Consider the following 24,399-nt stretch of genomic DNA (forward strand, 5'->3'; position numbering starts at 1 on the left):
CTCATTCCGGATGTTTCGCGCAGGCGCTGCAAACTAAGGCGTTTCCCGTAATGGCGGGCAATCATCCTTAAACAAGTTGGACCGCAGTCCATCTGATCGGGTTGTCTGTAATGTGTGAAATTTGCCAATTTTGGAATTGTTAAGTTCTTAATCTGTGTCCTGTTATTTTCTTCCGGATGATGCCGGATATTTAGTTGGATTTATAGCGGTCGTTCTCTTTAACCTCAACCCTCGACCTGGATTTTACCCCGCCGCCAAATTTATAGTTGAGCCTGATGATACCGTACCTTGATCTCCAGGTATTCTGGTATATCCCGCTAAACGAACTGTTATTGATATCCGTAAAAGTTCTGGAGGTTTTAAATAAATCCTGAACCGTAAAACTATAAGTGAAACTTTTGTTCAACCTGCCGTTAAACCCGAAATTAACACTGCCATTTCCTTTTGTTTTTACCTGGAGGTAGTTACTTGCCGATTTGTAATCGCCGCTTAGCTGCACACTATAATCTTTTGTAATTTTATAATTGAGCTGTAAGTTCGAATCATAGGTCATAATAGGATTCTCCACATTTTCATCGTTCAAAGTTTCCTTACTGGTATAACTGTTTTTCCGGAGTCCGAGATAGAAACTCAATGATACCTTCTTCCCGAAAGAACTTTCTTCGGTAATGTAAAACCCATAGTTTAAAGCCTTTTGATAGTTTTCGTAAGTATTTAGCACGATATTGCTGGTGGTTGAAGCCTTGTTAATCTGGCCAAAAATATCCTGGATGTAAGTTACATAGCCCGAAACCAGGAGCGAATGCGAATCGCCCCAATATTTGGTATAGTTAAGCTGTGCTTTATTGCTATAACTGGGGTTTAAAAAAGGGTTACCCTGACTGATTTCGTTAGGGTTTGAATTATCTATAAAAGGATTGAGGATTTCATATGAAGGTCTTTCAATCCTACGCGACAGGTTGAGGCTCAACTGCTGATCGTGCTTAAACCTGATTTTGGCATACAGGTTAGGAAAAAAACTGATATAATCGTTTTTAATCTGGCCCGAATTAATGTTGTATCCGATATACTCGGCTCTTAAGCCCAGGGAATAAGAGAATTTCTTGATTTTTGAAGAGAACACAAAATAGAGGCTATTAATGTTCTCCTGATAATCGAGCATGTTAGAAAGGTTATTGTTCCTGGCCGGAATGGCACCATTCAGCGCACCAGTTACTACGTAATCGTTAATATTTGAGGCGAACGTTGTTTTTCCACCAAAACTCAGATTGCTGTTTTTCCCGGTTTTCTTTTCATAATCTGCAGAAAGCACATAGAAATTGTACCTGATATCGGTATTGTTTTCCTGATCCCTCAAAAGCCTGATCTGTTGTGGATCCTGAGTATCATAATAATTCTGCGTAAAATCAACCAAAGTTCGGTTTGCGGCATTGGCATAATTGGCATCAATATCCAATACGCCCCTGCTTTTGGGGAATTTTAATTTATAATTGATATCTGCCAGCAGGTAATTGTTATTCATCCTGTTACTGTTATCCTGGGTGTAGTAGGTAAGATCTCTTCCGTAATATTCCCTGCCGGTGAATAGTGATTTTGGAAATCTGCCATTAAAATCGATGTACTTGATATTAGAACCTATTGTCTGGTTCGAGTCGATCTGAAAATCGGTTCCGATATTGGCATAATAACCATACATTTTTTGTTTGGCCTCTTCTGTTTGGTTCAACCTGTTCGAATCGGGACTTAACAGTTTATAGGTAAGGTTATTTGTGTTTTCGGATACACCATACCGATAATAAGTGCTCCCACTGGCATAAATGGTGAATTTGTTATTCCGGTAGGTAAGATTGGTATTGAGATCGAAGGCCGGCAGGTTGGCTGCACCTGCACTGGCGAAACCGGAAAATCCTTTCTCTCTGTTTTTTTTCAGCACCAGATCGATAATACCGCCTGATCCGGCGGCATCAAACTTTGAAGGCGGATCGGTATATACCACCACAGATTCGATATTCTTCCCATTCTGACTGCGCAATAAACTCTGAAGCATAGGCCCTGAGAGGTTGGTTGGCTTACCATTGATAAAAACCTTTGCACTGGCACCCCTCAGCATCACGGTACCCGATGGATCTACCACAATACCCGGAACCTGGCCCAATAGGTCTAAACTGCTACCTGTATTGGAACCTATCATTTTATCGGTATTAAACTTATATCCCCCCTGGATATCCTCAACCAGTTTCTGGCTGCTGATCACCTCAACCTGTTTTAATGTTTGTACCTGTTTATCGAGCCTGATTATAACCGGCTGGGGAAGGGATTTAATGAGCAGGCCTATTTTTTTCTGGAAATAACCAACGGCACTAATGTTAAGGTAAACCGAATCTGCTGGTATAAGTTTATCGGAGATGGCGAAAGCGCCTGATGCATCGGTACTGCCTTTAAAAATTAACCTGTTACCTGCATTCATTTCTACAGTGGCAGCATTTATAAATACCTGGGTTTCGGCATCAATAACTTTAAACTTTACAACTTCCTTTTTATCCGGCTCCTGAGCATAAATATTCCGGATTATAAATAAACCCATAACAGTAATGATCATTAACACTCTTTTAACGGTATCCATATCAATAATTTTAAATTCGCGACGATTAAACAAGCTGCGGCTTATGCATTGCACAAACCTTTAGGTACTCTTTTTGATTATCGCTGCTGTACTGTGGCAGCGAAAACTGATTTCTTTGGTGGAAGAGGTGGTACAGAGGCCCATCAACCCTTTCGATTTTGTGTCCCAGGATTCTCAACCTGCGCACCCTTTCAATATCGTCAGGTCCCCAGCCACGGATCCCCAGATTTTCTTGTCCACAAGCCCCATATCCGGATTTATTCAACATTACTACACCCCCGTACGATTTTGAGAAACTGAGCCTGTGGTAATCAACATATTTTTCCAGGCATGATTCGTTGCCGGTATTAATGAAAAGCTTACGGAGGTAAATATCCGTTTCGTAAAATCTGCCATCGTATGGATAAACTGCTGTGGCCTTATTTTGCCTCATCATATCTGCCGCTCTTTCGAGCTGGGCACCCGGAATAATAATATCGGCATCGTAAAGCAGGTAGTATGGGGTATTTACCTGTTGTATGAGTTGGTTATTATAGTAAGTTCTATAGAAGAAATGCCTGTGGTCTTCGCAATAACTATAATAAAAATTTGTACCCAATGCACTAACCGCAGCATTACTTAGCTGCTGTTGCGGACCAGCCTCCAACAAAAGAAAGGTGCTGTTAAAATTTAACGACAGAAACCTTAAAGTTGCAAACAGGTTTTCCATTCTATCGGGGCTATCGATCCGAAAGCTGAACAAAAAAGTAAAATCACGAAGGTTACGCTTGTTTATGCTCATATCTGTAGGTATATCACTTCTTTATAAATCTGGTATGCCTGGGGTTTAAGCAAGCTTTGCACCATGAACAGTAGTTTTCCAAGTCCGTTGTGCAGGCTATAATCCACCGAGCCTGTTATGATGGGATCGTTTAGGTTATATATTGCCCGGTTAATAATCTGGGTTGGAGAAATATCTGAATCGGCGTTGTAAATTCCGTTTTCCAGTCCATTGATAATCATATCCAGCAGCATATTCAGCCCCTGTAAAGATGGTGCCTGATGATATTGCGTGGCACTTAGCAGGGTATACCTCTGGTAATCTAACTCCAAACCCGGGATCGTTTTTCCGGTAGCGCTACAGTATACCGAACAAAGGTAAATGAGCTGAATACCCGCTTCGTTGCTACTGCCCGCTAAGGCTTCCCTATATTTCTGCTCCAGGTCTTCTTCTTCAAGCATTTTAATTATTGAGGCCACGGGTTGGGGATATATATCGTTTTTTAGCCGGCGAAGCAGGTTATAGGCATGGATACGCAGCGATATGGTTTTAACATCGAACTTAGCCAGCACATTTCCGAAATGATCGGCAACTTCATCAATGCAAGCAATCAGCATCTCGCGGGTTAAAAATGAATTATCGAGGCTATTATGAAGTTCCTCATCCGAAAGCTTGAGCATTAAATAGTATATCAGGCCAAGGGAACCCTCATTTAAATCTGCCCGGTGCAAACCCGAATGTGCAATGTACTTATGAATGTAAAGATCTACCTCTTCCAATACCTCTGCCCTTGATACGGAAGCAAAGCCATATTTTTCGATGAGGTGGAAATATGCAGCGATACCTACAGCCCCGTTATCGTAACCTGGCGAAACTGAACCATCTATATCCATAAAGGCCTCCTCGAGCAGATCGTTCGCAAAACCGGAAAGGTAACTCATCCCAGGCTGCCCGCCGAGCGTAAACATGGCCAGCGAAAGACCAAGGCGCCCGTTTATTAAGCCTACATTTTCCTGAAAACCACCGTTAATTACCATCTGCTCGAGTAATAGCTTACGGACCTGTTTAACCTGGCTGAAATTAATACCCTCGGTTACCGTTATTTCTTCCAATAGCTGTTCATTGTACATACTCAAATTCCCTTTCAATTTGTTTAGATAAACCGGTATAAATCGCTAACATATCCCTGATCCACAAATCAATTGCGAACCTTTCCTTTATGCCCGACTGGGTAAACCGTATGCCTTTTTCGCGCTTATCCATTAAGTTTAAAATGTGGTTACAGATGCTATCAACATCAATATGGTATCCGTTTTTAATGTTAAAGTCCAGATCAACCTTAAATGCGGCCGGATTACCATCCAGCATTTCAGCAAGCCCATCGTTATTGGCATAAATGATGGGAAGATCGTACCGGAGCATCTCTAAAGCCGTATAACTGCACTGCTCAAAAAAAGACATGGTTATACCGGCATCGGCAAGTAAATAGGCGTTATGGAGTTGATCTTCGTGCAGTGCCCCGGTAAATATTACGTTGTTCCAGATACTTCCGGAAATGGGCAACAGATCGTCAAAATTGCCTGAGCCGGCCACCAATAGTTTTATATTGTGTTTTGCATGGTGGCTAACAAGATGGTTAACCGCAGAAATAATATGCTTAATACCTTTAGATTTTGCTATTCTTCCCACAAATACAAGCACAAAGTCGTTTTCGTTAAAGCCCAGTTGTTTTTTCAACTGCATTTTATCCATTTCATTTTTCGGTAACGTTAATGTTATACCATTCTTGATCAGTTTTACTTTATCCGGATCGCATTGGTATGCCGCACAAACAAAGTTTTTGGCCGCTTCTGTTAAACAGATAATCTGATCCGAGATACGGCAAAAAATCTTTTCATTGGGATCTATGGAAACCTGGAATGCCTTGTCGCCGTAAACCTCCTGCCATGCCGAACTATACTCATCGAGACTTTTCTCGTATAAAAACTGCCAGCTTAAAAAATGAACGGTAAAAACTATTTTAAGGTTAAAGCTCCTTTCAAGCTCCTCGGCCAAAAAGGATAGAATTGATTGATTAAAGTGGGCTACCACTGTGCCCAGCTCTTCGAAAATTGGTTCCAGTAATGTGCGTACCCGTTTGGCATATTTAATTTTTTCAGTCTGATGCTGGCTATTGAAAATATTGATATACCTGGAAGCAGGTTTTGGGATATAGATATTACGGATCCCGTTCTGCTCTTCGATAAGAAACCGATCATGCTCTTCGTCAAGGCAATGAACAATGGTAACCGCGATATCGCGATGATGCCGCAGTCCCGAAACCAGGTGGTTCAGATAACTCCCGATCCCATAATTCATTGAATTATTAGCGAGCACAAAGTAAAAAACATGCGTCTGTTCCATAATTAAGCTATCTTTAACGATTTCCTCTGCATTGCATTAATTGAGGTATAATATTTATCTAAAAAGTAGTAAAGAAGCAATTCGTTTAAGCGCTGCCTGCTTTTCATCAACCGGTTAATGTGCATGTGTATGTAGCTCGCCAGCAGATCATCCTTCGCAACCATAAGATTGCCCTCACTTTCGAGCTGAAGAATATGTTCGGCTATAGGCCTTATTTTTTCTGACCGCGATTGAACAATTTCATGAAGGTTCAGCATGTGTTCGGGCCTGGTTTCCATAACGCCGGCAATCTGGTTCCGGTGTTTTCTGTACTTGCTGTCCATTTGTACTTTAAGTGCTTTATTAAAACCAAATTCCCGGTTAAACGATTGGCTGATATTGCCCATTATCCGTATTTTATCGTCCAGGCCGTATCCAAAATCATCAAGAAGCGCATCAACAGCACTCATCGCAATCAGCCACCTTAGCTCTTCGGGATCGTGATAATCATCGAGGGTATTCAGTATGGATGTTACCAATCGGCTATCAGCATCGAAAAGGCTTTCCGACCATTCGATGGTATTTGAACCGTAACGCTTAAACTCAGGTTTATAGGTATCGATCTGGATTTTAGAAATTACGCCAGAACGTATTTTCTCCTCAAACGCTTCTTTAACGGCCATAATAACATCGCCCACCACACTTGCATCCTTAAGCCGGAAACGGATCCGGAGGTGCCATTCGGGATCGCTGAAGCGGATGAAAAAAGTCTTTTCGATAAGCCCCCTCGAATAAAGCCTTTGGTTAAGCTGTGGAAGGTTTTCGGTCAGTATCTTATCGGCCGATTGGCTTCCGCAATAAATTTTATAGTATAACCACGCATCGCCCGGCTGATAATCATTCATGACCAGGTTGTGGCCTATTTCAGGTATTTCATCCGTTTCCTGTACTATAGATGCCTTTTTAACAATGGGTGCAATAAACTGACTGTTAAAAGGATGGCCATTATTATCGGTTACCAAAGTATTGGAGCCGCCTAAGAAACATTCTTTAATAACAACATTATCCCTGCGTTTGATATAATCGAAAAAGGTAGCAATACAGATGCGCTGCGAAAAATCGATCAGTAATTCGTTATCCCCTTCGGAGATGATAAATCTTTCGGGCAGTTTCCTGCTACTGCACAACCGGCTTAAAGCTTCATGGTTTCCTCCGTTCTGCTTAAGCGGGGCCAGATCATTACTTCTTAACATCCACATCGCCGGCGATAAGATTACCGATTTATGGGATACCCTTGGTAAAAAATCAAATTGGGAAGTAAAGAAATTTGCCCATTCGAAGCTAATTCCACCAACCCTGTCCTGAGCCTGAAGGTCGCATAGAAATCTGTAAACCGGCAACGACTTATTGGAAAAATTATGTGCATTTGATAGCCTGGGTTTAACAATCCGCCCATCCTTTACCGATCTTAGCACAAATTTTCCGCCCCGCATGCTAAGCACAAGGTCTTCTATCCTGATTGTTTTTTCAGAAGCTACTCCTGCATGTGTAAGATATGGTATTTCATGATCAAGAAATGATGGCCGGAGAATAATATTACCGATCCGGTCTTCAGGAAAATGGATAATTTCGGCCATCACTTCGCCCGGTTTTAACAATTCTTTTTCCCTGCTTATTATTTTACGGATAATCTGATCTGTTTTCTCATCGAGATAGGCGAAGCGGCCCAGCACATTTACCGCACTCGAACCACTGAAATATTCGAGCTGAATCCGACTGCCAGGGCTATCTATGGTCCTAAATATAGCCGCTAACGAATCGGGCATTTCATCCGGGCTTATCATGTTGAGCTGACCTTCAAAATCCTCCTCTTCGAGCCTGATTTCGGAACCATTTCGGGCTATGCAGCTACCCAGGGCTTTTAAAAGAAATGAATTCTCATCATACCAGTTTATTTTTTTGGGTCCCGAACCCGAACCAGACACTGCAATATCATCTATTAACGGTGAGGTATCGCTATGCGAATCACTTCCATAAACCAGACCGATATCCGTATCCAATACGGTTTGTAATGGAATCTCCCTATCCTCGTATTTTGCATAAAATTTTTCCTTAAACATATTGAGCAGGTTTTCCTTCAATCTATAATTTAGGAACCTCAGTACATCCAGGGCCTCCAGCAGCTCAAGCTGTATTGCCGAATCTAATATGCCCCCGCTGGTTTCTTTGGTGTAATCAACCTGAAAAAGGTTACCTTCCTGGATAGGAAGTTCGAGTTCGGTCAGGCGGTGGTACACTTCTTTATAACTTTCTATTTTATTTGATGATTGCTGATCCAGCAGGTCGAGTTTGGATAACACATCGCCCAAAGTAATGTGGATGGTTTTCAATCTTTCATCATTGAAAAGATCGGCGTTTTCAGAAAGAAAATGGTAAATGGTACGGCCATAGTCGTTCTCATTGGTCACTTTTGGTTCAAGTTCCCATATCAATAACCTGTTATCAATCAGCTCAAAAAGATACTCGTAAGCTTCTTCCAGGCTAATATCATCGCTGGTTAGTAAACCGGCCAATGTTTCGAGCTTAACACCCGGCCCTGCCATGGCCAGTATTTCTTCCAGATAATCTGTTCTCTGGGCCGATGAAATCTGGTACTGGCGCGAAGCATTGCTGTATTGCAATTCTATATACCTAAAATTTTCGCCGGCCTGGTACAGGGTGTTGTTGGCAAAATATTTTACCGAATGCCTAACCGTAGGATTTTTAGAAATATCTTCGGCCAGTTTGCACAGGTAAGCCATATCCAGGCGTGTTTTGCGCCTGATATTTTCGCTTACCTCGATCGCTGTATCCCCGCCCCATTTTATGGTGCTGATCCCCGCAAACAAACCAAAAGGTGTGCACCTGGAGCTCATACGCGATATGTATTTGTACAAGGAGACCCAGAGTTTTTCACTTTCCTTTTTATTGCCCTGCACAAGTTGCTCGCACAGTGTTGGCGAGGCGAGGTAAATAGCCTCCATTACCTTATCATCCGAAGCGTATTCTTTACTGAATATGTCGATGTTATTCGGCAGGTAAGGCGTTCTCAATACGAGATCCCCGATAAATTCGTAACTATTATTTTCCTTAAGCATAAACACCTTCAAAACATTTTTCACTGATTAACTCTATACTGTTTATTTTGTCTTTCGCATTGTAAATCAGGTTGAGCATAATAAACTCATCTACACCATAATCTTCCTGCATCGCCATCAATGTATCATGGAATTTATTGGGGCAGCCAACTATGAGCGTACTCAAATTCGACTCTTCTTCTTTCCCCATTTTGTTCAGTAATTTTTGGGCATACTGGCTTGTTTTGGCACAGATGCCTGCAAAGGTTACATTCACCTCTGGCATCCTTCCGTGGAGGGCAAAGAATTCTTCCTGAAATTCGTGTAATTTTTCCCTGTTGTAATTGCGGTCTGAGCCCAAATGGAAAATTGACCTCGAAAAATTTACGCCAAGTGGAAGCGTTTTCCCTAAGCTGTTATAAGATAAGCCCAGCGACCAGATATCCGGGATACCGCCTCCATGCGGAGGGATTAATACCTGCTCTTCCCAAAGTTTTTCTTCTTCCCTCAGATAACGGACAAGGTCTGAAAACTTCTGTCCAAAATCATCGCGGAAGTTCAGGCACTCTTCATCGCTTTTCTGTAGCATCAATTTAACCACTTTCTGTGATGGCGTGCCATTGGCAATACCTAAATCAATCCTTCCGGGAAAAAGTGTTGCCAGCATTTTAAATGTTAATGCAACACGGTACGGCGAGTGTATTCCTAATAATATCCCGGCTACTCCAATCTTAATTCTGTCGGTCATTCCGGCAAGTACAGGTATTAATATTTCCGGATTGTACCAAAAGTGGTTCAGAAAGTAATGTTCACCAAGCCATATTCTCGAAAATCCAAGCTCATCTGCCTTGCAGGCATAATCAACCACATTTTCCAGCATCCACTTAACTTCTGGTGGACCTGCGCCGAATTCTAATAGACCAATTTTCATATCTTTATAATAAAAAGTATTTTTCCCATTTTAATTTTTGTCCGTATTGCTCAGTAAGCAAGAAAAATGCGAGCCCTATTGGTCCATCCAGAAATGATAGTACACCCGAGCTCATCATCTTTAGCTGATCGATATCAAGCATGTTATAGGTTTCGTTTTTCCAATACCCGTAGCTTTCTAAAAACCTGTTTTCGCCGGTAACCGCATATAACGAATGGTAAACCATTGCAGTGCCACTGGTACCATGGCAGAAAAAAGGCGTTCTGATTTCGGTTTGCTCTGCAGTTGTTCGCTGCATGGTTTCCAAGCCGATTTCGAGACCTATACCTGAAAATTTTTCATTGTTCAGCAGTTTTCCTGCTTTAGAGAATATCAATGCAACATTAAGGTCGCCGTAACACCATGCCAGCCTATCGGTATACTGTAATTCGTTGGTTTCTTCGTTTTTCGACACGAAAAATCTTGATTGCCCGCTTTGGGGGAAAGGTTTATCAAAATAAACCTGTTCAAGGTATTTCATTCCACCTTCAATCATCTCAAGGCACAGCTCAGTACGGATGCCTTTTTCGTAGGCTTTCATCAGGATCAGCAATACGCCCATCAAACCATGCGAAACGCCAAGGTTGGTAAATTCCGGATACCTGTTTTTATAAAATTTATTGAGAAAACGGATCCCCTGGTCATCTTTTAAAGCGAGGCTGTAAAAAATATCGATCAGTTCGGCCGCCATATCTGAACAACCCTGATTTCCCAACCCTGCCCTTTCTATAAAATAATGCAGGGCTCCGGCCGCTCCGTGGAGATAATCTGTATTCATGATATCCAGTTCCTCCTTTGCCCACGAGAAAACAAAATGGTCGAGCCCAGCTAAATCCTGATCGGAAAAATCTATAAATTCTTCTTCCTTCATAATTAATAATGCAGAAGTAAGTCCGGAGATTCCCAGTGTAAACGATCCTCCGTAAAAACGTCCGGGCGTTCCAAGCTGATCGAGCACCTCATTAATCAGTGTATTGGCCTTTCCGTACATCTGCTCGTCTTCCGAGATCCTTGCACGGTAGAAATAATACAGGGCCAGTCCTGTTTTTCCGTTCAGGAAATAATCGTGCGGTGTATCCTCCTGGAAGAAGTTTTTTTCAATTTCGGCTAGTTGACCCTCGATGATGTCAAAGTGCATATCTGTTATCATAAAATACCAATGATTTTGATCAGGAAATATTTAGGAACTCGTTTAGTGCCGAGTAATTGTTGTTCAGTTTTGATAATATGGTACAGCCAATGCCTATTATGCCTTCGTTAAAAGAATGGTTGGTATTGGCGTACTGCTGATTGAACATTCCCTTAAATCCGCAGGGATATTCGGGATGGACCGCAAATCCGGGTATTTGTGCATACCATTCTTCTGCAATAACACTATACTGTTCAAATGATTCAAACTGCGAAAAGTAATTGAACATCAGGAAAGTTCCGGAAGCGCCATAACATATTCCGGCGTCGCCGATCCTGGTTTCCCGGTAATTTTTTCTTTTGGCACCAAATTCAAGGATTCCCCCTACTTCGTTAATTAATAAGGCCTTATCTGCGCCCGGTTCCGATAGGGCTGCAACTTTATGAAGGGCCAGTGCAATACCCATATCGCCATAACACCAGCATAATGGCGAAGATTCATTTTCGCCCACTATAGTAGGGTACATGCTTTTGAGCTGATCTTTATCCTGCTCATTGTAAGCATTTGCAAGAATATATCCTGCGGCTCCTTTCATGATGGACAAACAGAGTTCAGGAAGTATTCCCTGTAAATAAGCCTGGTTTAGAAAAAGTATAATTGATGAGTTACCGTGTGATAAACCCAGAAAAATTTCGTGTTTTTTATGGAGCTGCGAAACCCAGTAGAGGTTCCCTGAAAGGTCTTTTTCTGCCGAACGGGAAACTGCGTGGATAACATCCTCTACTTTTGTTTTCAGCGATGGATCTGTTTTGCATCTCGCAAGGAAATAGTATCCGCTAACCAAACAACCTGTGTAAGGGTCGCAATCGCCTTTTGCTATTGTTTTTTCAAGGTCTGCCGATTGTATTTCATCGATAAACCTGAACAGCTCCTGTTCTTCGAAGTCGATACCATATTCTTTTTTTATAAATTCGAGGTACCGGCCCATTTCAGATAATTCGAGGTTAATGTTGAAACTCTGGTATCCGTTACCCAATGCACCAACAGATTCGGTAATAAGTTCTACCGCCTTTAGGTAATATTGTTCATCCTGGGTATAATCACCGTACAGGAGATAAAAGAGCGAAAGGCCTAAGCGTCCCCTTTTTATATCAATGCCGGTTAATCCGCCGTTAAAGTGCTCCAGGTGCTCCACTATTGATTCGAGGATGGCCAAATCCGTGTTCCCGATATTTACTGCCAGTTGTTCTGTTTTAGTGTACATTTTAGGTCGATTTGTAGTTTAGAAAATTTAACCGTTACAGCTGCCCTTGCAGCATGATTTAAATGCTGCTTCTTCCTCTACATTATAAACTTCGGATCCGTTACATCCGCCTAAGCAGGAGAAATAGCTGATGATGTTGTTTTGGCCGCCCATAATAGTGGCCAGCGACTCGCTGTTGAGTTTTATGATAACCTCTTTATTGAGTTTAAGCTTTTGGTTGAAGATTTTTTTCATGATTGTTTTGTTTAAAAAGATTTGCAACTTGAATTGATCTATTTAATTAACAAGAACCTTTGCAGCATGAGCCAAAAGCCTCTGCTTCTAATTCTGCTTTTACTGTTGAACCATTACATCCTCCGGCGCATGAGTTGTAACTTACGGTACAGGCAATATTCGAATCGGCAGCCTGACCGCCCTGAATAAACTCCATTTGTTTATCGTTTAATTTTGCAATGGTCTCTTTATTCAGGGACAGCTTTTTAGAAAAATTTATCTTTTTCATTGTTTTAGTTTTAATGATCTGTTTAGGTTAATTGGTTTTTTTGCACGAATCTTCGCAGCATGAACCAAATGCAGCTGCTTCTAAAGTTGCTTCTTTGGTTGAGCCGTTACAGCCACCAGCACATGAGTTGTAGCTCACTGTACATGCAATATTCGAATCGGCAGCCTGGCCACCGTGGATAAACTGCATCTGACGTTCGTTTAGTTTCGAAATAGTTTCTTTGTTTAAGGATAATTTTTTTCCTAGATTGATTTTTTTCATCTTTTTTGTTTTAAATTGTTTTCCATTAAGATCAGTATTCAAGTTGCTAATCTTTCGTTATCTTAAAATGGCATCTGGCTGTACAATCCTTCAGGCAACTCGCTCGAAACAGGAAACCGAAAAGGGGGTTACAGCCATTTGTTGATTTGAAATTAGGCCTTACATCAATCTTCGGGGCATGGTTTTTACCAATAGGGATGGTTTTAGGATATAAAGGGCAAAATCAGGGATGAAAGGATTTTGGCGTTCCGTTTTTAAATGGTGCCCGGGCATACCGCCATATAACCACTTCTACAGGTTGTATTTTTTCCAGTATTAAATTCTGATCGAAAATTTTAGGAAACTATATTTAAAAAAAAGATATAAAATGACTATAATTGATAAACCTTAGTGTAAATAAGGACAGACAAAACAAATCTCCTTTATGTATCTGCTTTTTTTTGATAATTATGGATAAATCGATAAGATTTATTCATGGGCATAGTTGATTTGAAGCCTGTTTAACAAGTAAATATCTAGATAACGTAAATTTTAATTGAATGAAGATTAACTGTTTGGTTGTAGATGATGATCCAGATGCAATTGAGGAGATTACAGAATATATTAAAAGGGTCCCCTATCTGGAATTAAAAAAGTCGTTTTCCAACCCTATCGAAGTCCCCTCTTTTCTTAGATCTGATCCATCTATCGACATGGTTTTTATGGATGTGGATATGCCTGAATTAAGCGGCATTGATCTGTCAAAAATAATAAGGCCACTTACCAAAACACTCATATTTACCACTTCGCATGCCCGGTATGCCATTGATGCTTTCGCAACAGATGCGGATGGTTTTTTACTTAAACCTTTTAATTTCACCAAATTTCTGGCCACAGTAGAAAAGGTAGTAAGGAAAACGGGCGTTTTGGCTGATAGGGATAACAACGACCCCCAGGAGGATTATATTTTTGTTAAAAATAAGGAAGACAACCTCAAGCTTGTAAAAATCAGGATTGCAGAAATTGTTGCCGTTGAGAGTATGCTTAATTATGTAAGGATTTACTTAGGGAACAAAACCGTTGTTACACACCTGAGTTTAAAAGATGCCAAACAATTGCTTGCTGATTACAGCCATATTGTTCAGCTCCACCGGAGTTTTTTGATCTCGGTGCCACATATTGAAACGATAGATGCAAATAACCTCACCATGAGTGATGGGAGCAAATTTACCATTGGCGAGAATTACCGCCCCCTGTTGATGGATTTGCTGAATAAAAAATCATTAAGGCCCATACAAAAAAAATAATTGATGGGCCCTTATGATAAACAGGTAGATATTAGTAAGGTGGATATCCGGTAACGGTTACTGTAATGGTGGTAAATGTAGGGTTGGTTTCGGCAAGTTTGGTTTGTTCGTTTTTACGATAAACAAATACAGTTTTTTTGGTAAGTTTTGTTGTTTTCATGGGGCTTATTTTTTTAATGAAACTACTCGCTTATTTTCAACATTTAAAAAGTTTAGGATATACAGGGTTGGATTTGGTATTAATAAGGAGATTTTAGGGATGAAAGACAAAGTCATCAATTTTTTTGCGAAGTATAAATACCATTTCCTCGCATGGAGCCTTTACATTATTTATGAGTCGGTGGTTACCGGACTTTTCGCCGGGGTTTTTGGTCCTTTGATCAATTACGTGGTGCATTACTCGCTCAACATTGCATTATTTTACATCAATGCCAAACTCATTTCCCGTATCCGGGTTAAAGGCGGTAGCATAGAATATTTAAAATATCCTTTACTCATTGTTGTAGAAATATTCCTTTACACCATTGCACTTGCATTACTGAACAACTTTTTTACCGATTATAACCAGCATGCAGAAGGAAATTTTCTGGGAATAGATTATAAATTTTTGCTGGGCGCTACCTACCGCTCGCTTTTCTTTATCATGGTATCATCGGGTTATGCGTTTTTGAGAATGTTTATAAACGAACGCAAAAAGTCGGATCTGCTGCAGATCAAAAACCTGGAGGATATCATTGCACGCAGAACGGCTGAAGCCAATCTTATTTCCATACAGAATGCCTATTTAAGGGCACAGGTAAATCCGCACCTTTTCTTTAACGTTTTGAGTTTTGTGCACAGAAGGATACGTAAAGTAGATGAATTGGCAGGCGATATGCTGATTTCTTTATGCGATGTGATGAGGTATGCCGCCGATTCTACCCCTACAACCAATCTGATTAAACTGGAGGATGAAATCGAACAGATTAAAACACTTTCCCATATATTTAAAATGCTGCATGGAGGGAACTTCAACTTAACGATACTTTACGATCAGCAGGTTAAAGATGTGATGATACTTCCGCTCCTGTTGGTTACCCTGGTAGAAAACATGTATAAACATGGTAACCTTACCAATGCCGAAGATCCCGGTAAACTGCACATTTATATAGACGGCGAATTTCTTAAAATAGAAACAAGTAACGCGGTGCTGGAGCATACCAGCAGTTTCAGTTTAGGCACCGGCCTTAAAAATCTTTCCGAACGGATGGAATCAACTTATGGACAAAAAGACCTGCTCTCCTCTGATAACCGAGATGGAAAATTTACGGTGAAAGCCTCCATTTTAATAGGCGCATAAGCCTTTAAATCAAAAATTATTTCTGCCGGATGGCCTTAAGAACCGAAGCTACCGGATCAGGATCATTGCGGTCTATTTTTTTATCCGGGCTTATTCCGATGTTATCTATAGGATGCTCCGGGAGCCTCATGGAGCGGCTAATGGGTATCACCAGATTCAGATCTTTGCAGGGGATATCGAAAAACTGTGTATTTCCATAATCAAGCATCCCTGCACTATTTTCACCATATACCGAAACTTTGGTACTTTGCCTGGCCATCAATAAAAATGTTTCGGCCGAGCTGGCACTTTTTCTATCGATCAGTATCCCAACTTTTTTGGGATAAACGCAGGTTTTATCGAATTTCATTTCAACCGATTCAACCCCCGATGGGTTAACAAAACCACCTGGTTTCTCTTCCATTAAAACGATAAGTTTTCTGATGAATGATTTGGCTTCGGAATTTAGCTCATCAGACTGCAAACCTTCTTTCAAAATATCGATATTTCCCCTTGACGATAAATATTCATCGGGCTTGCCCATTATAGGATTTGTGTAAATATAGGGAAGTATTGAATTGAAAGCGTAATCGGTACCGCCAACATTACCACGGATATCGATAACCCAATATTCTGCCGACTCCAACTGTTTGATATTCGCCTTGATCAGGCTATCGATAACTGTTTTCTCGCTCCACTCAAAAGAAGGCAGCCTGAGTAAAACAGCATCGGGACCGAGTAATTTTAGGGATGAGGTATCACCGGGATAATTTGCCGGTAAAGGGGCAGGTTTCCCTCCCGCAAAATATTGGCTTAGCTGTTTGGCGGCATCAGGGTATTTTTCACGGAAACGCCAATCCAGCTGCACCCGCAGGTGGTGGTCTTTAAACCACTCTGTCCAAGTTCTGAGTACAATATAACACGATTTAATATCTGTGGCTTTAGCTGCTTTTTTACGGAGTTTGGAGGTAAATAAGGAAAATTCATTGTAATTATGCTCCTTAACCTTATCTGCATAACCTGCATAATTTAATTTAACGCTATTTACCATGAAGTCAAAGTTGGTTAAGCAATTGCAATTTTGGGCTTTTAACGACATCGAAAACAGGATTAAAAAAGATAAGATAATTGGTTTCATAAGCAAGGTTCACCATGTGTGCAGCTTCTCAAATGTAACGATCCTTAATCTCAGTTCAAAAAACAGCAGCTAAGCCTTTGTTATCCGATAAGCGGTAACATCAACAAAAAACGGCTTTATGCCAAGGTCTGTAACCTTTTTATCCTCTGTTTTTTTATTTTTCAGTCCATTTATCACTCAACAAAAAACAGTGATCATGGCACCTTATACTAAATCCGATGATCAATAATTATAGGTGTTTTACCGGTAGTTGCATCCGTATAAAGATTTGCATCAGCACCGGCCAAAACCTCCAGATTTTTCACTTTATAGCCAAATATTTCATACAACTGCTGAAGCTTTAGTGTTATATAAGCCTCTTTTTCACTATCCGCCAAATCTGTTATCAGGATAAATTTTATTACGGTATGTCCTTCATGGGGCATAACCTGTATCTGAAACCTTTCTACCTCGGCAAAAACCGTGTTAAAATCATCCAGCTCATAATTGCACTCGTTAAACATAAACGATTTCTGCTCCCTTCCCTTCAATTCGAGATAAAGTTGGCCATCAATTTCGATCCATTTACCGATATCGCCGGTATTGTACCTAAAAACGGGGAAACGTTTACGGAACAGATTACTTACCAGCAAGGTACCATAGCCATCGGCGTCGGGCTCATTTACTTCAACTACCAAACCATCTATCACCCTGAACAACGATGGCGAGCGGCTATAATCGCACCAGGCCCATATCCCTGTTTCGGCCGAACCATAGAGCGAATAAATCTGCCGAGTTCCAAAAGCCTCTTCAAAGGATCTGATATATGATGCAGGCAAAAATTCACCCCCGAACAGAAGATTCCTGATGGATAAACCAAGCTGATGTTTTTTGAGGTATTGTGCAAAAAGAAATAATTTAGACGGTGTACCCAGTAATAAATCAGGCTTAAAATTTTGGGCCATTCCATAGGTATCTTCATAAGGTAAACCGGCGCTCGCTACCAACGTGGTTGCACTGCATCTTTCCAGCAGATCGTCCATAATGGCTGCAGTACGGTACATATCCATGTAACCGAACATGTTGAGCGCAATGGTAGTTGGTATAAATACCCCAGCCTGTTTTAATGCCGCAGCAAGCACCGCACGCTGCTCCAGATTTTCGGCAATATCAACAGGAAAAACCAATGGTTTTTGGGTAGATCCGCCCGAACGCACCAAATAAACACCCTGTGTTTGCTTATGAAGATCAAAATTTTGGTTTAACGCATTAATCAACTCTTTCTTGCCCATTAAGGGTGCATCCCGGTAATCTTCGTAGCCAAAATAATAGGACCTGAAAAGATCCGATTGCTTTACAATTTTATAATAGTGATTAAGAAGGGAATTGATCATGATCTAAAATTCATCTTTTAAGAAGCAGATAACCAAAATACTTTGGGATAAAGCTGCGGTAATGCCATAAAAACCGTATTTTCTGGCTATTGGATGGTAAATTTTGTAAAGCATATTTGTACCAGCGTTCGCCTATCATGCCCATCAATAGTCGATCGTGCTCATCTTTACTGTTGATATACCGCGAAATTACCGGCGGCAGCCCGATCTGTTTAAAATGTGTATATTTTTTTCTTGATAAACTACCCGGCACCTCGTTAACGTAAAGATAAGCGCCGGTCTGCAATGCGATTTTACCGGGCACCTCGTTCAGGATGCCTTTTAACACACGGTACCAGAAATCGACCCCTTCATTAAGCTGTACTTCAGAAGTATATCGGTTAGCAGCAATCCATTTGCTTTTTGTGATGACATTACTGCCAACGCCCATGATAAAATATGGTGAACTAACCGCTTTTAAGGGATTTTTAATCAGGTATAAATCGGTATCAACCGGTTCGATATATTTCTTTAACTGCGCGGGATCGGGATAGATTTCATTACCGGGCATAAAAGCGATATTGAGTACCATAAAATCGAGCTGGTACCTGCTGAATGCATCAGCAGCGGTTTGGAGCAATTTGGGATGAAATTCGTCATCTGCATCCAAAAAACTGACCAATTCGCTATTGCTAACGGCAAAACCTACATTACGGGCATTCCCGGGACCTTTATTCTCCCTGAGCGCTATCACCTGTATTTTACAGTTACCGAAAGCACTTGCATTGTTCCTCAAAAAATTACGTGCAATAGAAAGGCTGTTATCTGTACTTACATCATCTACAATAATCAGCTCATCCGGCAGTTTAGTTTGCCGGATGAGTGAATTAAGCGTTTGTGCAATATAACCCTCCTTATTAAACAGCGGGATAATGATGGCATGCGTCATGTTTAGGATTCGGATAACATTGCGGGAAAAATTATTCCCCTGCCCTGATGAACATTAACCACACTTTCTGCAGAACCCCGGAACAAACCCGGCCCGAATGAACGGTTATTATAACACAACAACATCCCAACCAAATTGATCAATGTTTTTTCGGAACCACTACCGTATTTAAACCAGCGTTGGGGCACGTATTGCTGCACCATATATGCTGGCCATTGTTTGGCAATTACATCAGTCCAAAAAGCGGTTTCGCAATCACTTTTTACATACATATCGATACCGCGGCCACCACTGTTACGTTTTAACACCCAGTTTAATGCCGAATTACTTACTTCTTCCCGCTTTTCGGGAGTATGTAGGGCATAAGTGGGGATCAAAAATGAACGTAAAAAAAGATATTCTTCCTCCGGGATATAATTTTTCATAATCCCATCATTGTACAGCGCTGCAAGTATACGTTTATCATGAACCAGTATAAGCGTACGCACATCGTTAAAGTAGTTGCCCTTGGTAATGATTAGTTTCAATACCTCCGTATCAAAATTGCGCAGTTCCTCACGGTCCATTTCCAATATAAACTGGCCAACAGGCTTACCATGCAACATAACTTCCCCATTTTGGCAACTTAGCTGCGCCGGGCTGGCAGAAATATAATCCAGGCCCTGTTTACTAAATTCATCCAGCAGGTAAAATACTTCTGTACCTTTTTCCTTTTCGTGTACGAGTACAATAGGTTCGTTTGGATTAAAGCGTCCAAAAATAGTGTCGATAAAACCCTGCTGATCGGGAACTGCTGCTAACCGGGGCAAGCTGCTATCTTCGGTAATCACGTTAAGGTAATAACTGATCATCCATCCATTAATAGGATACCTTGCGCCTATTTCGCAGATTTTAATGCTACCATCCTCAGCCTGTAAAAAATCAGGCCGGTACATCCCGATCTGGTAAGGCTGCGCCTGCGCCATCCTTAAAATATCATTAAGCTCTTCATCAAAGTTATAAATGGCGCGTATCCTTTCATCTTCAAAATAGGCATTCACAACACCGGTTAAGGCCTTATTCAATATCTGGCATAATTTATCCATCCGCGCTATTTCTTTACGGGTTACCGCAACGGGGATGGGCGAAAAGGAATCGGCACCGTTACAGGGTATTTCGCCCAGGTGTTTCATCAGCAGATTGTTCAGTATATCCTTGCTACATACCGTGTGTCCTTCTACAAGTTCGCCGGTCATCGTTTAAGCAATTTCTTCTGACATTACCGGCTCTAAACTGGCACTGATGGTTTCCATTACCGCGGCTTTTTTACTTAAATAATCGGCTACAATTTCGGCCAGATCGTAATCGGCCAGGTTTACATCCATGGCTTTTACATAATGGTTAATGGCATTAACGGCATAAAAGAAGTGGTTTTTCTCGGTTGGGCCACAATGTACGGTTATCCATGCCAATGTATGTTTCAAAGTGTCTTTATCAAAACCAAAATCATCTTCCAGCCAACGTGTAAACTTAGGTAATATGAATTCTACTTCACCGTGTGTATAAATTTCGTGTACAAGCGTGGTTAAAAGTCCAATTAACAAATCTTTATTACGCAACGAATTTTGATCTTTCCAATATTTAAAAGCACGGGCACTTGGATCAAGGTACTGTCTTAACAACCACCCATCGTCGCCGCAGGTATTTGTAGCCATGGTATAAAACAGATCGGAGTGCAATACTTTTCCAACTACAGCCAGATCTTCGTCAACAATCCTGTTCAGGCTTGCTACCGACCGGAAAAGCTGGGCTTCATCAGGCACAGGTGCATTTTTATGGATCAACATCGTCATTCGGTTGCTTAAGCCGGCAACAGTAACCGCACTATTATTGGTTTGGCTCCAGCTATGAAAAAAAGGTTTAAGGTGATCCCTATCATGCGGAATGGCGGTAAGCTTAACAAAACTCTCTTCGATTGTAGTAAAATGTTCTGCCTGTTTCGGGAAATAAGTTAATAACTGGTGCTTCAATGGCGATTCTTCCATGCCTTCGAGCACAGGGATGATGATTGATAGTAAATTTTTCACAATTGTTTGGTTTAAGGTTATTAAAATGTAAACTATATTATATATAAATATTCTTATTTTGTTTATAACAAAACATGGGTAAGCAAGAAATCAGCTTGTTATTATCATGGACGATGATTGAATATGATTGATAATTTATTGAATATCAGCAAGCAAGAAAATAAAATCAAATCACTGTAAAATAGATATTTACATACATAAAGATAAATATCAGTTAAGAATCGGAGATAGCAAATCGTGTTTGCATTTGGAGACGAACGTTAAAAATTGATGAAAAGGATAATTTATTACACATAGATACAAACTTTATCATAAATAATAAAGCATTTACACTAAGTATAACAATAAATACATTAATTTACTTATTTTTTAGTATTATAAATAAGTATCACATATGAAATTAATGAGCATATGAAAATGAACGGTTCGAAAAACCGTTAATATTTGCGAATCAGAAAATCTAAGATGTTACTCTTTGGTAATGACCACGCTGGCCACGGTTTGCCAGTTCTGGATCACCTGATCGTAAAAAGGTTCGTCGGCAGAGCCACCTTTCCAAATGATGTAAAGTTTCTTATTGTTTTGGCCAGTATAACTTCTCGCGCCAAGCTCAAGCGAGCGGGCAGAGATTCCGGTTAATACATTGTTGAGGTTAAAGCTAAAAGTGGCTTTATAACTATCAGAAGGATCAACAACCAGATTTGTAACTGTAAGGTTCGCTTCGAAAGGGTAAGAACTACCAACCTTTACGCTATCTGTACCACCTAAACTGTTTATAAAAGTACCTTTGAAATCGAAAGCAAACTCCGACCGTGGCGACTTGCGGCAAAACAGTTTTACTTTTACATCTTTATAGGCACCCATCGGCAGCTTAACTACGCCTGCCAGCGCATTGGCATTAAATATATTGAGGTTTTTTTCTACCATGATGGTGGTATCGAGCAGTCTGTTACCCTGCGCGGCGAGCGAGATTTTTTCTACCCACAGTGTTGCGTACGACCAGTTTACTTCGACTGTTTTCGAAACGCTATCAACCACAGCGGTTTTCTTTACGCTGTTGCTCATGACATTGGCTTTGGCAAAGTAAGAAATCTTACCCGAGCCTACGGTAGTTTCTTCGTTACTGCTATTTTTTTTACAGGCTACAATTGCCGATGTAATAAAGATTACGCCTAAAAAGCGTTTTGGAGAGAAAGAGATACGTTTCATTAGATATTTGAGGGCTGAATGATTTTACCTAAAGATATAAAGAATTTTTAAATCCAAATAACTGAGATCATTATAAATATACCAAGCCCACAAAAGTATTTATCAAAACTGTTTTGGCTTTTGCTTTATACCTGCCAGCAAAGCAATTTCTTCGATTCTTTTTTGCCTGGTCTCCGGTTTTTTGGCCATAACAAGCCATTGCAGTATACTTTTCCTCACCGATTTACTTAAACCTAAGAAAAAAGCTTTCGATCCGCGTTGTGTTTTAAAGGCAGCAGCTAAATCTTTAGGTATATTTAGTTCTTCTGCAGCATCTAAAATCGTCCACGAGCCGTTTTGCTTTGCTATTGCTATGCTATCAAAACCTGCTTTGGTCATTAACCCTTCTTTAATCAATACCGCTACCTTTACCTTGTTAATTTTCGACCATACGCTTTTGGGTTTTCGCCTGCAGAAAAACTGCATAAAAGTATGGTCATCAATTGGCCTGGCAGTACTATCTATCCAACCAAAACAAAGCGCTTCATCAACAGCCTGGCTCCAGGAAATTGAGGGCACATTTGATATTTTTTTATGGTAAACAAGCCATACGGATTGTTTAACGCTATGGTTTTCGCTTAACCACTGCCTCCAATCTTTCTGGCTTGCCGGACAAAAAGTTTCGATCTCTTTTTCCATTTTCAATGTTGCTTAATGGCCAAACTGCCTTAAATGATGATCAAAATGTTTCCACTGCATTAATGCCCATTCTGCGGGCGTAAGTTCGCCAAAAAATGCCTGTGGATGTTTGGTACATTTGGCAGGCCCACCGGATGAAAAAGCTTTAATCTGCCTGATCACTTTTGCTTTTTCGGTTTCAAAATCGGGATTACCTTGGATGATATAACTTTTATCGGTTGCACTATTTTTAGGAAAAGGTACTTCGCTAAAAAACTTCGGTTTCATCAATTTTCCAAAAAAGCGGCCCACAAAACCCAATCTTTCGGGATTATGCAAACCCATAGCGGTTTCGAGCGATGCATTACAGTGTGCGAGCATCTGGTTTACATTCATTTTACCCCATTGTTTTTGGGCGGTTGGTGCAAGTTTTTCAATGCGGGCCAAAATGGCATCGGTATCGGATGGGTTAAACAGGTTGTTCATGTTCATTAATTTTATGTTTATACAGCAAAACTAATACGGCCAAATGACAACCCTATGTCAGGGGTATAAATGAACTTAATGATATTTGTCGAAAAATTCCTGCAGCGTCATTTTATGGGGATTAAATTTTTCTGTGAGCATTTCGAGTTTTTTAATTCGATCGAGGCGAAAATACCTGAATTCGTTCCTTAAACGGCACCAGGCTACCAGCAACCAGTTTTCCTGGGTACTTAAAAGGGCAAAAGGCTCGATTAACCGCGAACTGGTTTGACCGCCCTCATTGGTATAATCTATACGGGTAACATAAAAATTGGTAAGGGCAAACTGAAGGTCGGAAAGGTTATTGCTATTCCTTTCGTTATTAAAATTTTGGGTAAAACGGGTACGTTCGGCCAGTAGGTTTACTTTATCCTTTACTTTATTGCCCAATACTGCCTTAATTTTATCGATAGCCTCTAAATAATCCTTGATAAAAGAAGCATCCTTATTTTTCAGCACCAACTGTTCGGCAAGGATTAAAGCATTTGCCTGGCTTTCGGTAAACATAACAGGGGGAATTTTATAGCCTTCCATTATCCGGTAACCCTTTCCGTCTTCGGTAAAAACCGGCACACCTGCCTGTTCCAAAGCTTTAATATCGCGATAAATTGTCCTTACACTTACCGAGAATTTGAGTGCAAGCTCAGGTGCCGTTAACAAACGTTTGGTTTGCAATTGGGTTAAAATTGCGGTGAGGCGCGAAAGCCGTTTGGTATCGTTATCGTTCATGGATCGGATTTGCAGGAAAGAATACTCCTACAATGATAGCGAAAAGTGGTTATTTATTGATATAGGTTTCAACTGGATGTTAGATACGCAGGAAATTGTTGACATTTATAATCAATCATTTTTTGCCTTATAACACAGCCTTGCCTCGGCTCACCGCCGCCGA

24 protein-coding genes are annotated in these 24,399 nt (G+C 40.7%); 2 read left to right on the forward strand and 22 right to left on the reverse strand.

The annotated features are described in order from the left end of the window. From B2V92_RS07875 to B2V92_RS07930, 12 genes are all read right to left on the reverse strand, one after another. The coding region (locus B2V92_RS07875; RefSeq protein ID WP_293306628.1) for a cysteine peptidase family C39 domain-containing protein at window positions 1-128 on the reverse strand (128 nt) is incomplete at its 3' end. Between the two features lie 62 nt (window positions 129-190). Beyond that, complete coding sequence (locus tag B2V92_RS07880; RefSeq protein WP_293306583.1) at window positions 191-2,599, reverse strand: outer membrane beta-barrel family protein; 2,409 nt, start codon at window positions 2,597-2,599, stop codon at window positions 191-193. Window positions 2,600-2,648: 49 nt separating this feature from the next. Next, window positions 2,649-3,404 carry a galactosyltransferase-related protein gene (locus tag B2V92_RS07885; protein ID WP_293306585.1) on the reverse strand — a complete coding sequence of 252 codons (756 nt, stop codon included), beginning with the start codon at window positions 3,402-3,404 and terminating at the stop codon, window positions 2,649-2,651. Further along, window positions 3,401-4,531 carry a hypothetical protein gene (locus B2V92_RS07890; protein WP_293306587.1) on the reverse strand — a complete coding sequence of 377 codons (1,131 nt, stop codon included), beginning with the start codon at window positions 4,529-4,531 and terminating at the stop codon, window positions 3,401-3,403. Before B2V92_RS07890 ends, B2V92_RS07885 begins: the two co-directional genes overlap by 4 nt. Further along, a complete protein-coding gene (locus B2V92_RS07895; RefSeq protein WP_293306589.1) occupies window positions 4,503-5,786 on the reverse strand; it encodes a glycosyltransferase in 1,284 nt (427 codons plus the stop codon). Before B2V92_RS07895 ends, B2V92_RS07890 begins: the two co-directional genes overlap by 29 nt. A 2-nt stretch (window positions 5,787-5,788) precedes the next feature. Then, entirely contained in the window at window positions 5,789-8,902 is a 3,114-nt protein-coding gene (locus B2V92_RS07900) for a lantibiotic dehydratase (protein WP_293306591.1), read from the reverse strand. Beyond that, window positions 8,895-9,812, reverse strand: a complete 918-nt coding sequence (locus B2V92_RS07905) for an LLM class flavin-dependent oxidoreductase (protein ID WP_293306593.1) — start codon at window positions 9,810-9,812, stop codon at window positions 8,895-8,897. The genes B2V92_RS07900 and B2V92_RS07905 overlap by 8 nt, the downstream gene beginning before the upstream one ends. Before the next feature lie 4 nt (window positions 9,813-9,816). Beyond that, window positions 9,817-10,989 carry a lanthionine synthetase LanC family protein gene (locus B2V92_RS07910; protein WP_293306595.1) on the reverse strand — a complete coding sequence of 391 codons (1,173 nt, stop codon included), beginning with the start codon at window positions 10,987-10,989 and terminating at the stop codon, window positions 9,817-9,819. 31 nt (window positions 10,990-11,020) lie between these two features. Continuing rightward, window positions 11,021-12,244, reverse strand: coding sequence for a lanthionine synthetase LanC family protein (locus tag B2V92_RS07915; RefSeq protein ID WP_293306597.1), 1,224 nt, complete (start codon window positions 12,242-12,244; stop codon window positions 11,021-11,023). 27 nt (window positions 12,245-12,271) lie between these two features. Then, window positions 12,272-12,478 (reverse strand): class I lanthipeptide, encoded by a 207-nt coding sequence (locus tag B2V92_RS07920; RefSeq protein ID WP_293306599.1) that lies wholly within the window; start codon window positions 12,476-12,478, stop codon window positions 12,272-12,274. Window positions 12,479-12,524: 46 nt separating this feature from the next. Continuing rightward, the gene (locus B2V92_RS07925) at window positions 12,525-12,746 is read right to left on the reverse strand and encodes a class I lanthipeptide (protein ID WP_293306601.1); all 222 of its coding nucleotides are present in this window, start codon (window positions 12,744-12,746) and stop codon (window positions 12,525-12,527) included. A 27-nt stretch (window positions 12,747-12,773) separates the two neighbouring features. After that, complete coding sequence (locus B2V92_RS07930) at window positions 12,774-13,007, reverse strand: class I lanthipeptide (protein ID WP_293306603.1); 234 nt, start codon at window positions 13,005-13,007, stop codon at window positions 12,774-12,776. 539 nt (window positions 13,008-13,546) lie between these two features. On the opposite strand from B2V92_RS07930, the gene B2V92_RS07935 reads away from it, so the two are divergent. Then, window positions 13,547-14,293, forward strand: coding sequence for a LytR/AlgR family response regulator transcription factor (locus B2V92_RS07935; protein ID WP_293306604.1), 747 nt, complete (start codon window positions 13,547-13,549; stop codon window positions 14,291-14,293). 31 nt (window positions 14,294-14,324) lie between these two features. Here the strand turns inward: B2V92_RS07935 and B2V92_RS07940 are convergent, their stop codons facing one another. Next, complete coding sequence (locus B2V92_RS07940; protein WP_293306606.1) at window positions 14,325-14,453, reverse strand: hypothetical protein; 129 nt, start codon at window positions 14,451-14,453, stop codon at window positions 14,325-14,327. 99 nt (window positions 14,454-14,552) lie between these two features. On the opposite strand from B2V92_RS07940, the gene B2V92_RS07945 reads away from it, so the two are divergent. Then, window positions 14,553-15,632, forward strand: a complete 1,080-nt coding sequence (locus B2V92_RS07945; protein WP_293306608.1) for a sensor histidine kinase — start codon at window positions 14,553-14,555, stop codon at window positions 15,630-15,632. Between the two features lie 16 nt (window positions 15,633-15,648). On the opposite strand, the gene B2V92_RS07950 is transcribed toward B2V92_RS07945, so the two are convergent. From B2V92_RS07950 to B2V92_RS07990, 9 genes are all read right to left on the reverse strand, one after another. Then, window positions 15,649-16,662 (reverse strand): S41 family peptidase, encoded by a 1,014-nt coding sequence (locus B2V92_RS07950; RefSeq protein WP_293306610.1) that lies wholly within the window; start codon window positions 16,660-16,662, stop codon window positions 15,649-15,651. 296 nt (window positions 16,663-16,958) lie between these two features. Continuing rightward, on the reverse strand, window positions 16,959-18,122 hold the full coding sequence (locus B2V92_RS07955) for an AMP-binding protein (protein ID WP_293306612.1): 1,164 nt from the start codon (window positions 18,120-18,122) through the stop codon (window positions 16,959-16,961). A gap of 10 nt (window positions 18,123-18,132) precedes the next feature. Then, on the reverse strand, window positions 18,133-19,050 hold the full coding sequence (locus B2V92_RS07960; RefSeq protein ID WP_293306614.1) for a glycosyltransferase family 2 protein: 918 nt from the start codon (window positions 19,048-19,050) through the stop codon (window positions 18,133-18,135). 2 nt (window positions 19,051-19,052) lie between these two features. Next, on the reverse strand, window positions 19,053-20,285 hold the full coding sequence (locus B2V92_RS07965; protein WP_293306616.1) for a hypothetical protein: 1,233 nt from the start codon (window positions 20,283-20,285) through the stop codon (window positions 19,053-19,055). Window positions 20,286-20,288: 3 nt separating this feature from the next. Then, window positions 20,289-21,116: a hypothetical protein gene (locus tag B2V92_RS07970; RefSeq protein ID WP_293306618.1), complete on the reverse strand. Its 828-nt coding sequence runs from the start codon at window positions 21,114-21,116 to the stop codon at window positions 20,289-20,291. Window positions 21,117-21,584: 468 nt separating this feature from the next. Continuing rightward, the gene (locus tag B2V92_RS07975) at window positions 21,585-22,325 is read right to left on the reverse strand and encodes a hypothetical protein (RefSeq protein WP_293306620.1); all 741 of its coding nucleotides are present in this window, start codon (window positions 22,323-22,325) and stop codon (window positions 21,585-21,587) included. Between the two features lie 102 nt (window positions 22,326-22,427). Further along, window positions 22,428-23,003 (reverse strand): YdeI/OmpD-associated family protein, encoded by a 576-nt coding sequence (locus tag B2V92_RS07980; RefSeq protein ID WP_293306622.1) that lies wholly within the window; start codon window positions 23,001-23,003, stop codon window positions 22,428-22,430. 12 nt (window positions 23,004-23,015) lie between these two features. Beyond that, on the reverse strand, window positions 23,016-23,468 hold the full coding sequence (locus B2V92_RS07985; protein ID WP_293306624.1) for a DUF1569 domain-containing protein: 453 nt from the start codon (window positions 23,466-23,468) through the stop codon (window positions 23,016-23,018). Between the two features lie 75 nt (window positions 23,469-23,543). Beyond that, entirely contained in the window at window positions 23,544-24,236 is a 693-nt protein-coding gene (locus B2V92_RS07990) for a helix-turn-helix transcriptional regulator (protein WP_293306626.1), read from the reverse strand. Window positions 24,237-24,399 lie beyond the last annotated feature (163 nt).

The sequence above is a fragment of the Pedobacter sp. UBA5917 genome (assembly GCF_002432345.1).
Classification (GTDB): Bacteria; Bacteroidota; Bacteroidia; order Sphingobacteriales; family Sphingobacteriaceae; genus Pedobacter.

What these genes read in the sequence shown, in the direction of transcription:
- B2V92_RS07955 (WP_293306612.1), bottom strand. Translation starts at nt 18,122, where the DNA reads ATGATCAATTCCCTTCTTAATCACTATTATAAAATTGTAAAGCAATCG.
- B2V92_RS07935 (WP_293306604.1), top strand. Translation starts at nt 13,547, where the DNA reads ATGAAGATTAACTGTTTGGTTGTAGATGATGATCCAGATGCAATTGAG.
- B2V92_RS07985 (WP_293306624.1), bottom strand. Translation starts at nt 23,468, where the DNA reads ATGAACAACCTGTTTAACCCATCCGATACCGATGCCATTTTGGCCCGC.
- B2V92_RS07940 (WP_293306606.1), bottom strand. Translation starts at nt 14,453, where the DNA reads ATGAAAACAACAAAACTTACCAAAAAAACTGTATTTGTTTATCGTAAA.
- B2V92_RS07925 (WP_293306601.1), bottom strand. Translation starts at nt 12,746, where the DNA reads ATGAAAAAGATAAATTTTTCTAAAAAGCTGTCCCTGAATAAAGAGACC.
- B2V92_RS07990 (WP_293306626.1), bottom strand. Translation starts at nt 24,236, where the DNA reads ATGAACGATAACGATACCAAACGGCTTTCGCGCCTCACCGCAATTTTA.
- B2V92_RS07910 (WP_293306595.1), bottom strand. Translation starts at nt 10,989, where the DNA reads ATGCACTTTGACATCATCGAGGGTCAACTAGCCGAAATTGAAAAAAAC.
- B2V92_RS07965 (WP_293306616.1), bottom strand. Translation starts at nt 20,285, where the DNA reads ATGACCGGCGAACTTGTAGAAGGACACACGGTATGTAGCAAGGATATA.
- B2V92_RS07960 (WP_293306614.1), bottom strand. Translation starts at nt 19,050, where the DNA reads ATGACGCATGCCATCATTATCCCGCTGTTTAATAAGGAGGGTTATATT.
- B2V92_RS07950 (WP_293306610.1), bottom strand. Translation starts at nt 16,662, where the DNA reads ATGGTAAATAGCGTTAAATTAAATTATGCAGGTTATGCAGATAAGGTT.
- B2V92_RS07930 (WP_293306603.1), bottom strand. Translation starts at nt 13,007, where the DNA reads ATGAAAAAAATCAATCTAGGAAAAAAATTATCCTTAAACAAAGAAACT.
- B2V92_RS07945 (WP_293306608.1), top strand. Translation starts at nt 14,553, where the DNA reads ATGAAAGACAAAGTCATCAATTTTTTTGCGAAGTATAAATACCATTTC.
- B2V92_RS07880 (WP_293306583.1), bottom strand. Translation starts at nt 2,599, where the DNA reads ATGATCATTACTGTTATGGGTTTATTTATAATCCGGAATATTTATGCT.
- B2V92_RS07915 (WP_293306597.1), bottom strand. Translation starts at nt 12,244, where the DNA reads ATGTACACTAAAACAGAACAACTGGCAGTAAATATCGGGAACACGGAT.
- B2V92_RS07900 (WP_293306591.1), bottom strand. Translation starts at nt 8,902, where the DNA reads ATGCTTAAGGAAAATAATAGTTACGAATTTATCGGGGATCTCGTATTG.
- B2V92_RS07920 (WP_293306599.1), bottom strand. Translation starts at nt 12,478, where the DNA reads ATGAAAAAAATCTTCAACCAAAAGCTTAAACTCAATAAAGAGGTTATC.
- B2V92_RS07980 (WP_293306622.1), bottom strand. Translation starts at nt 23,003, where the DNA reads ATGGAAAAAGAGATCGAAACTTTTTGTCCGGCAAGCCAGAAAGATTGG.
- B2V92_RS07895 (WP_293306589.1), bottom strand. Translation starts at nt 5,786, where the DNA reads ATGGAACAGACGCATGTTTTTTACTTTGTGCTCGCTAATAATTCAATG.
- B2V92_RS07885 (WP_293306585.1), bottom strand. Translation starts at nt 3,404, where the DNA reads ATGAGCATAAACAAGCGTAACCTTCGTGATTTTACTTTTTTGTTCAGC.
- B2V92_RS07905 (WP_293306593.1), bottom strand. Translation starts at nt 9,812, where the DNA reads ATGAAAATTGGTCTATTAGAATTCGGCGCAGGTCCACCAGAAGTTAAG.
- B2V92_RS07975 (WP_293306620.1), bottom strand. Translation starts at nt 22,325, where the DNA reads ATGAAACGTATCTCTTTCTCTCCAAAACGCTTTTTAGGCGTAATCTTT.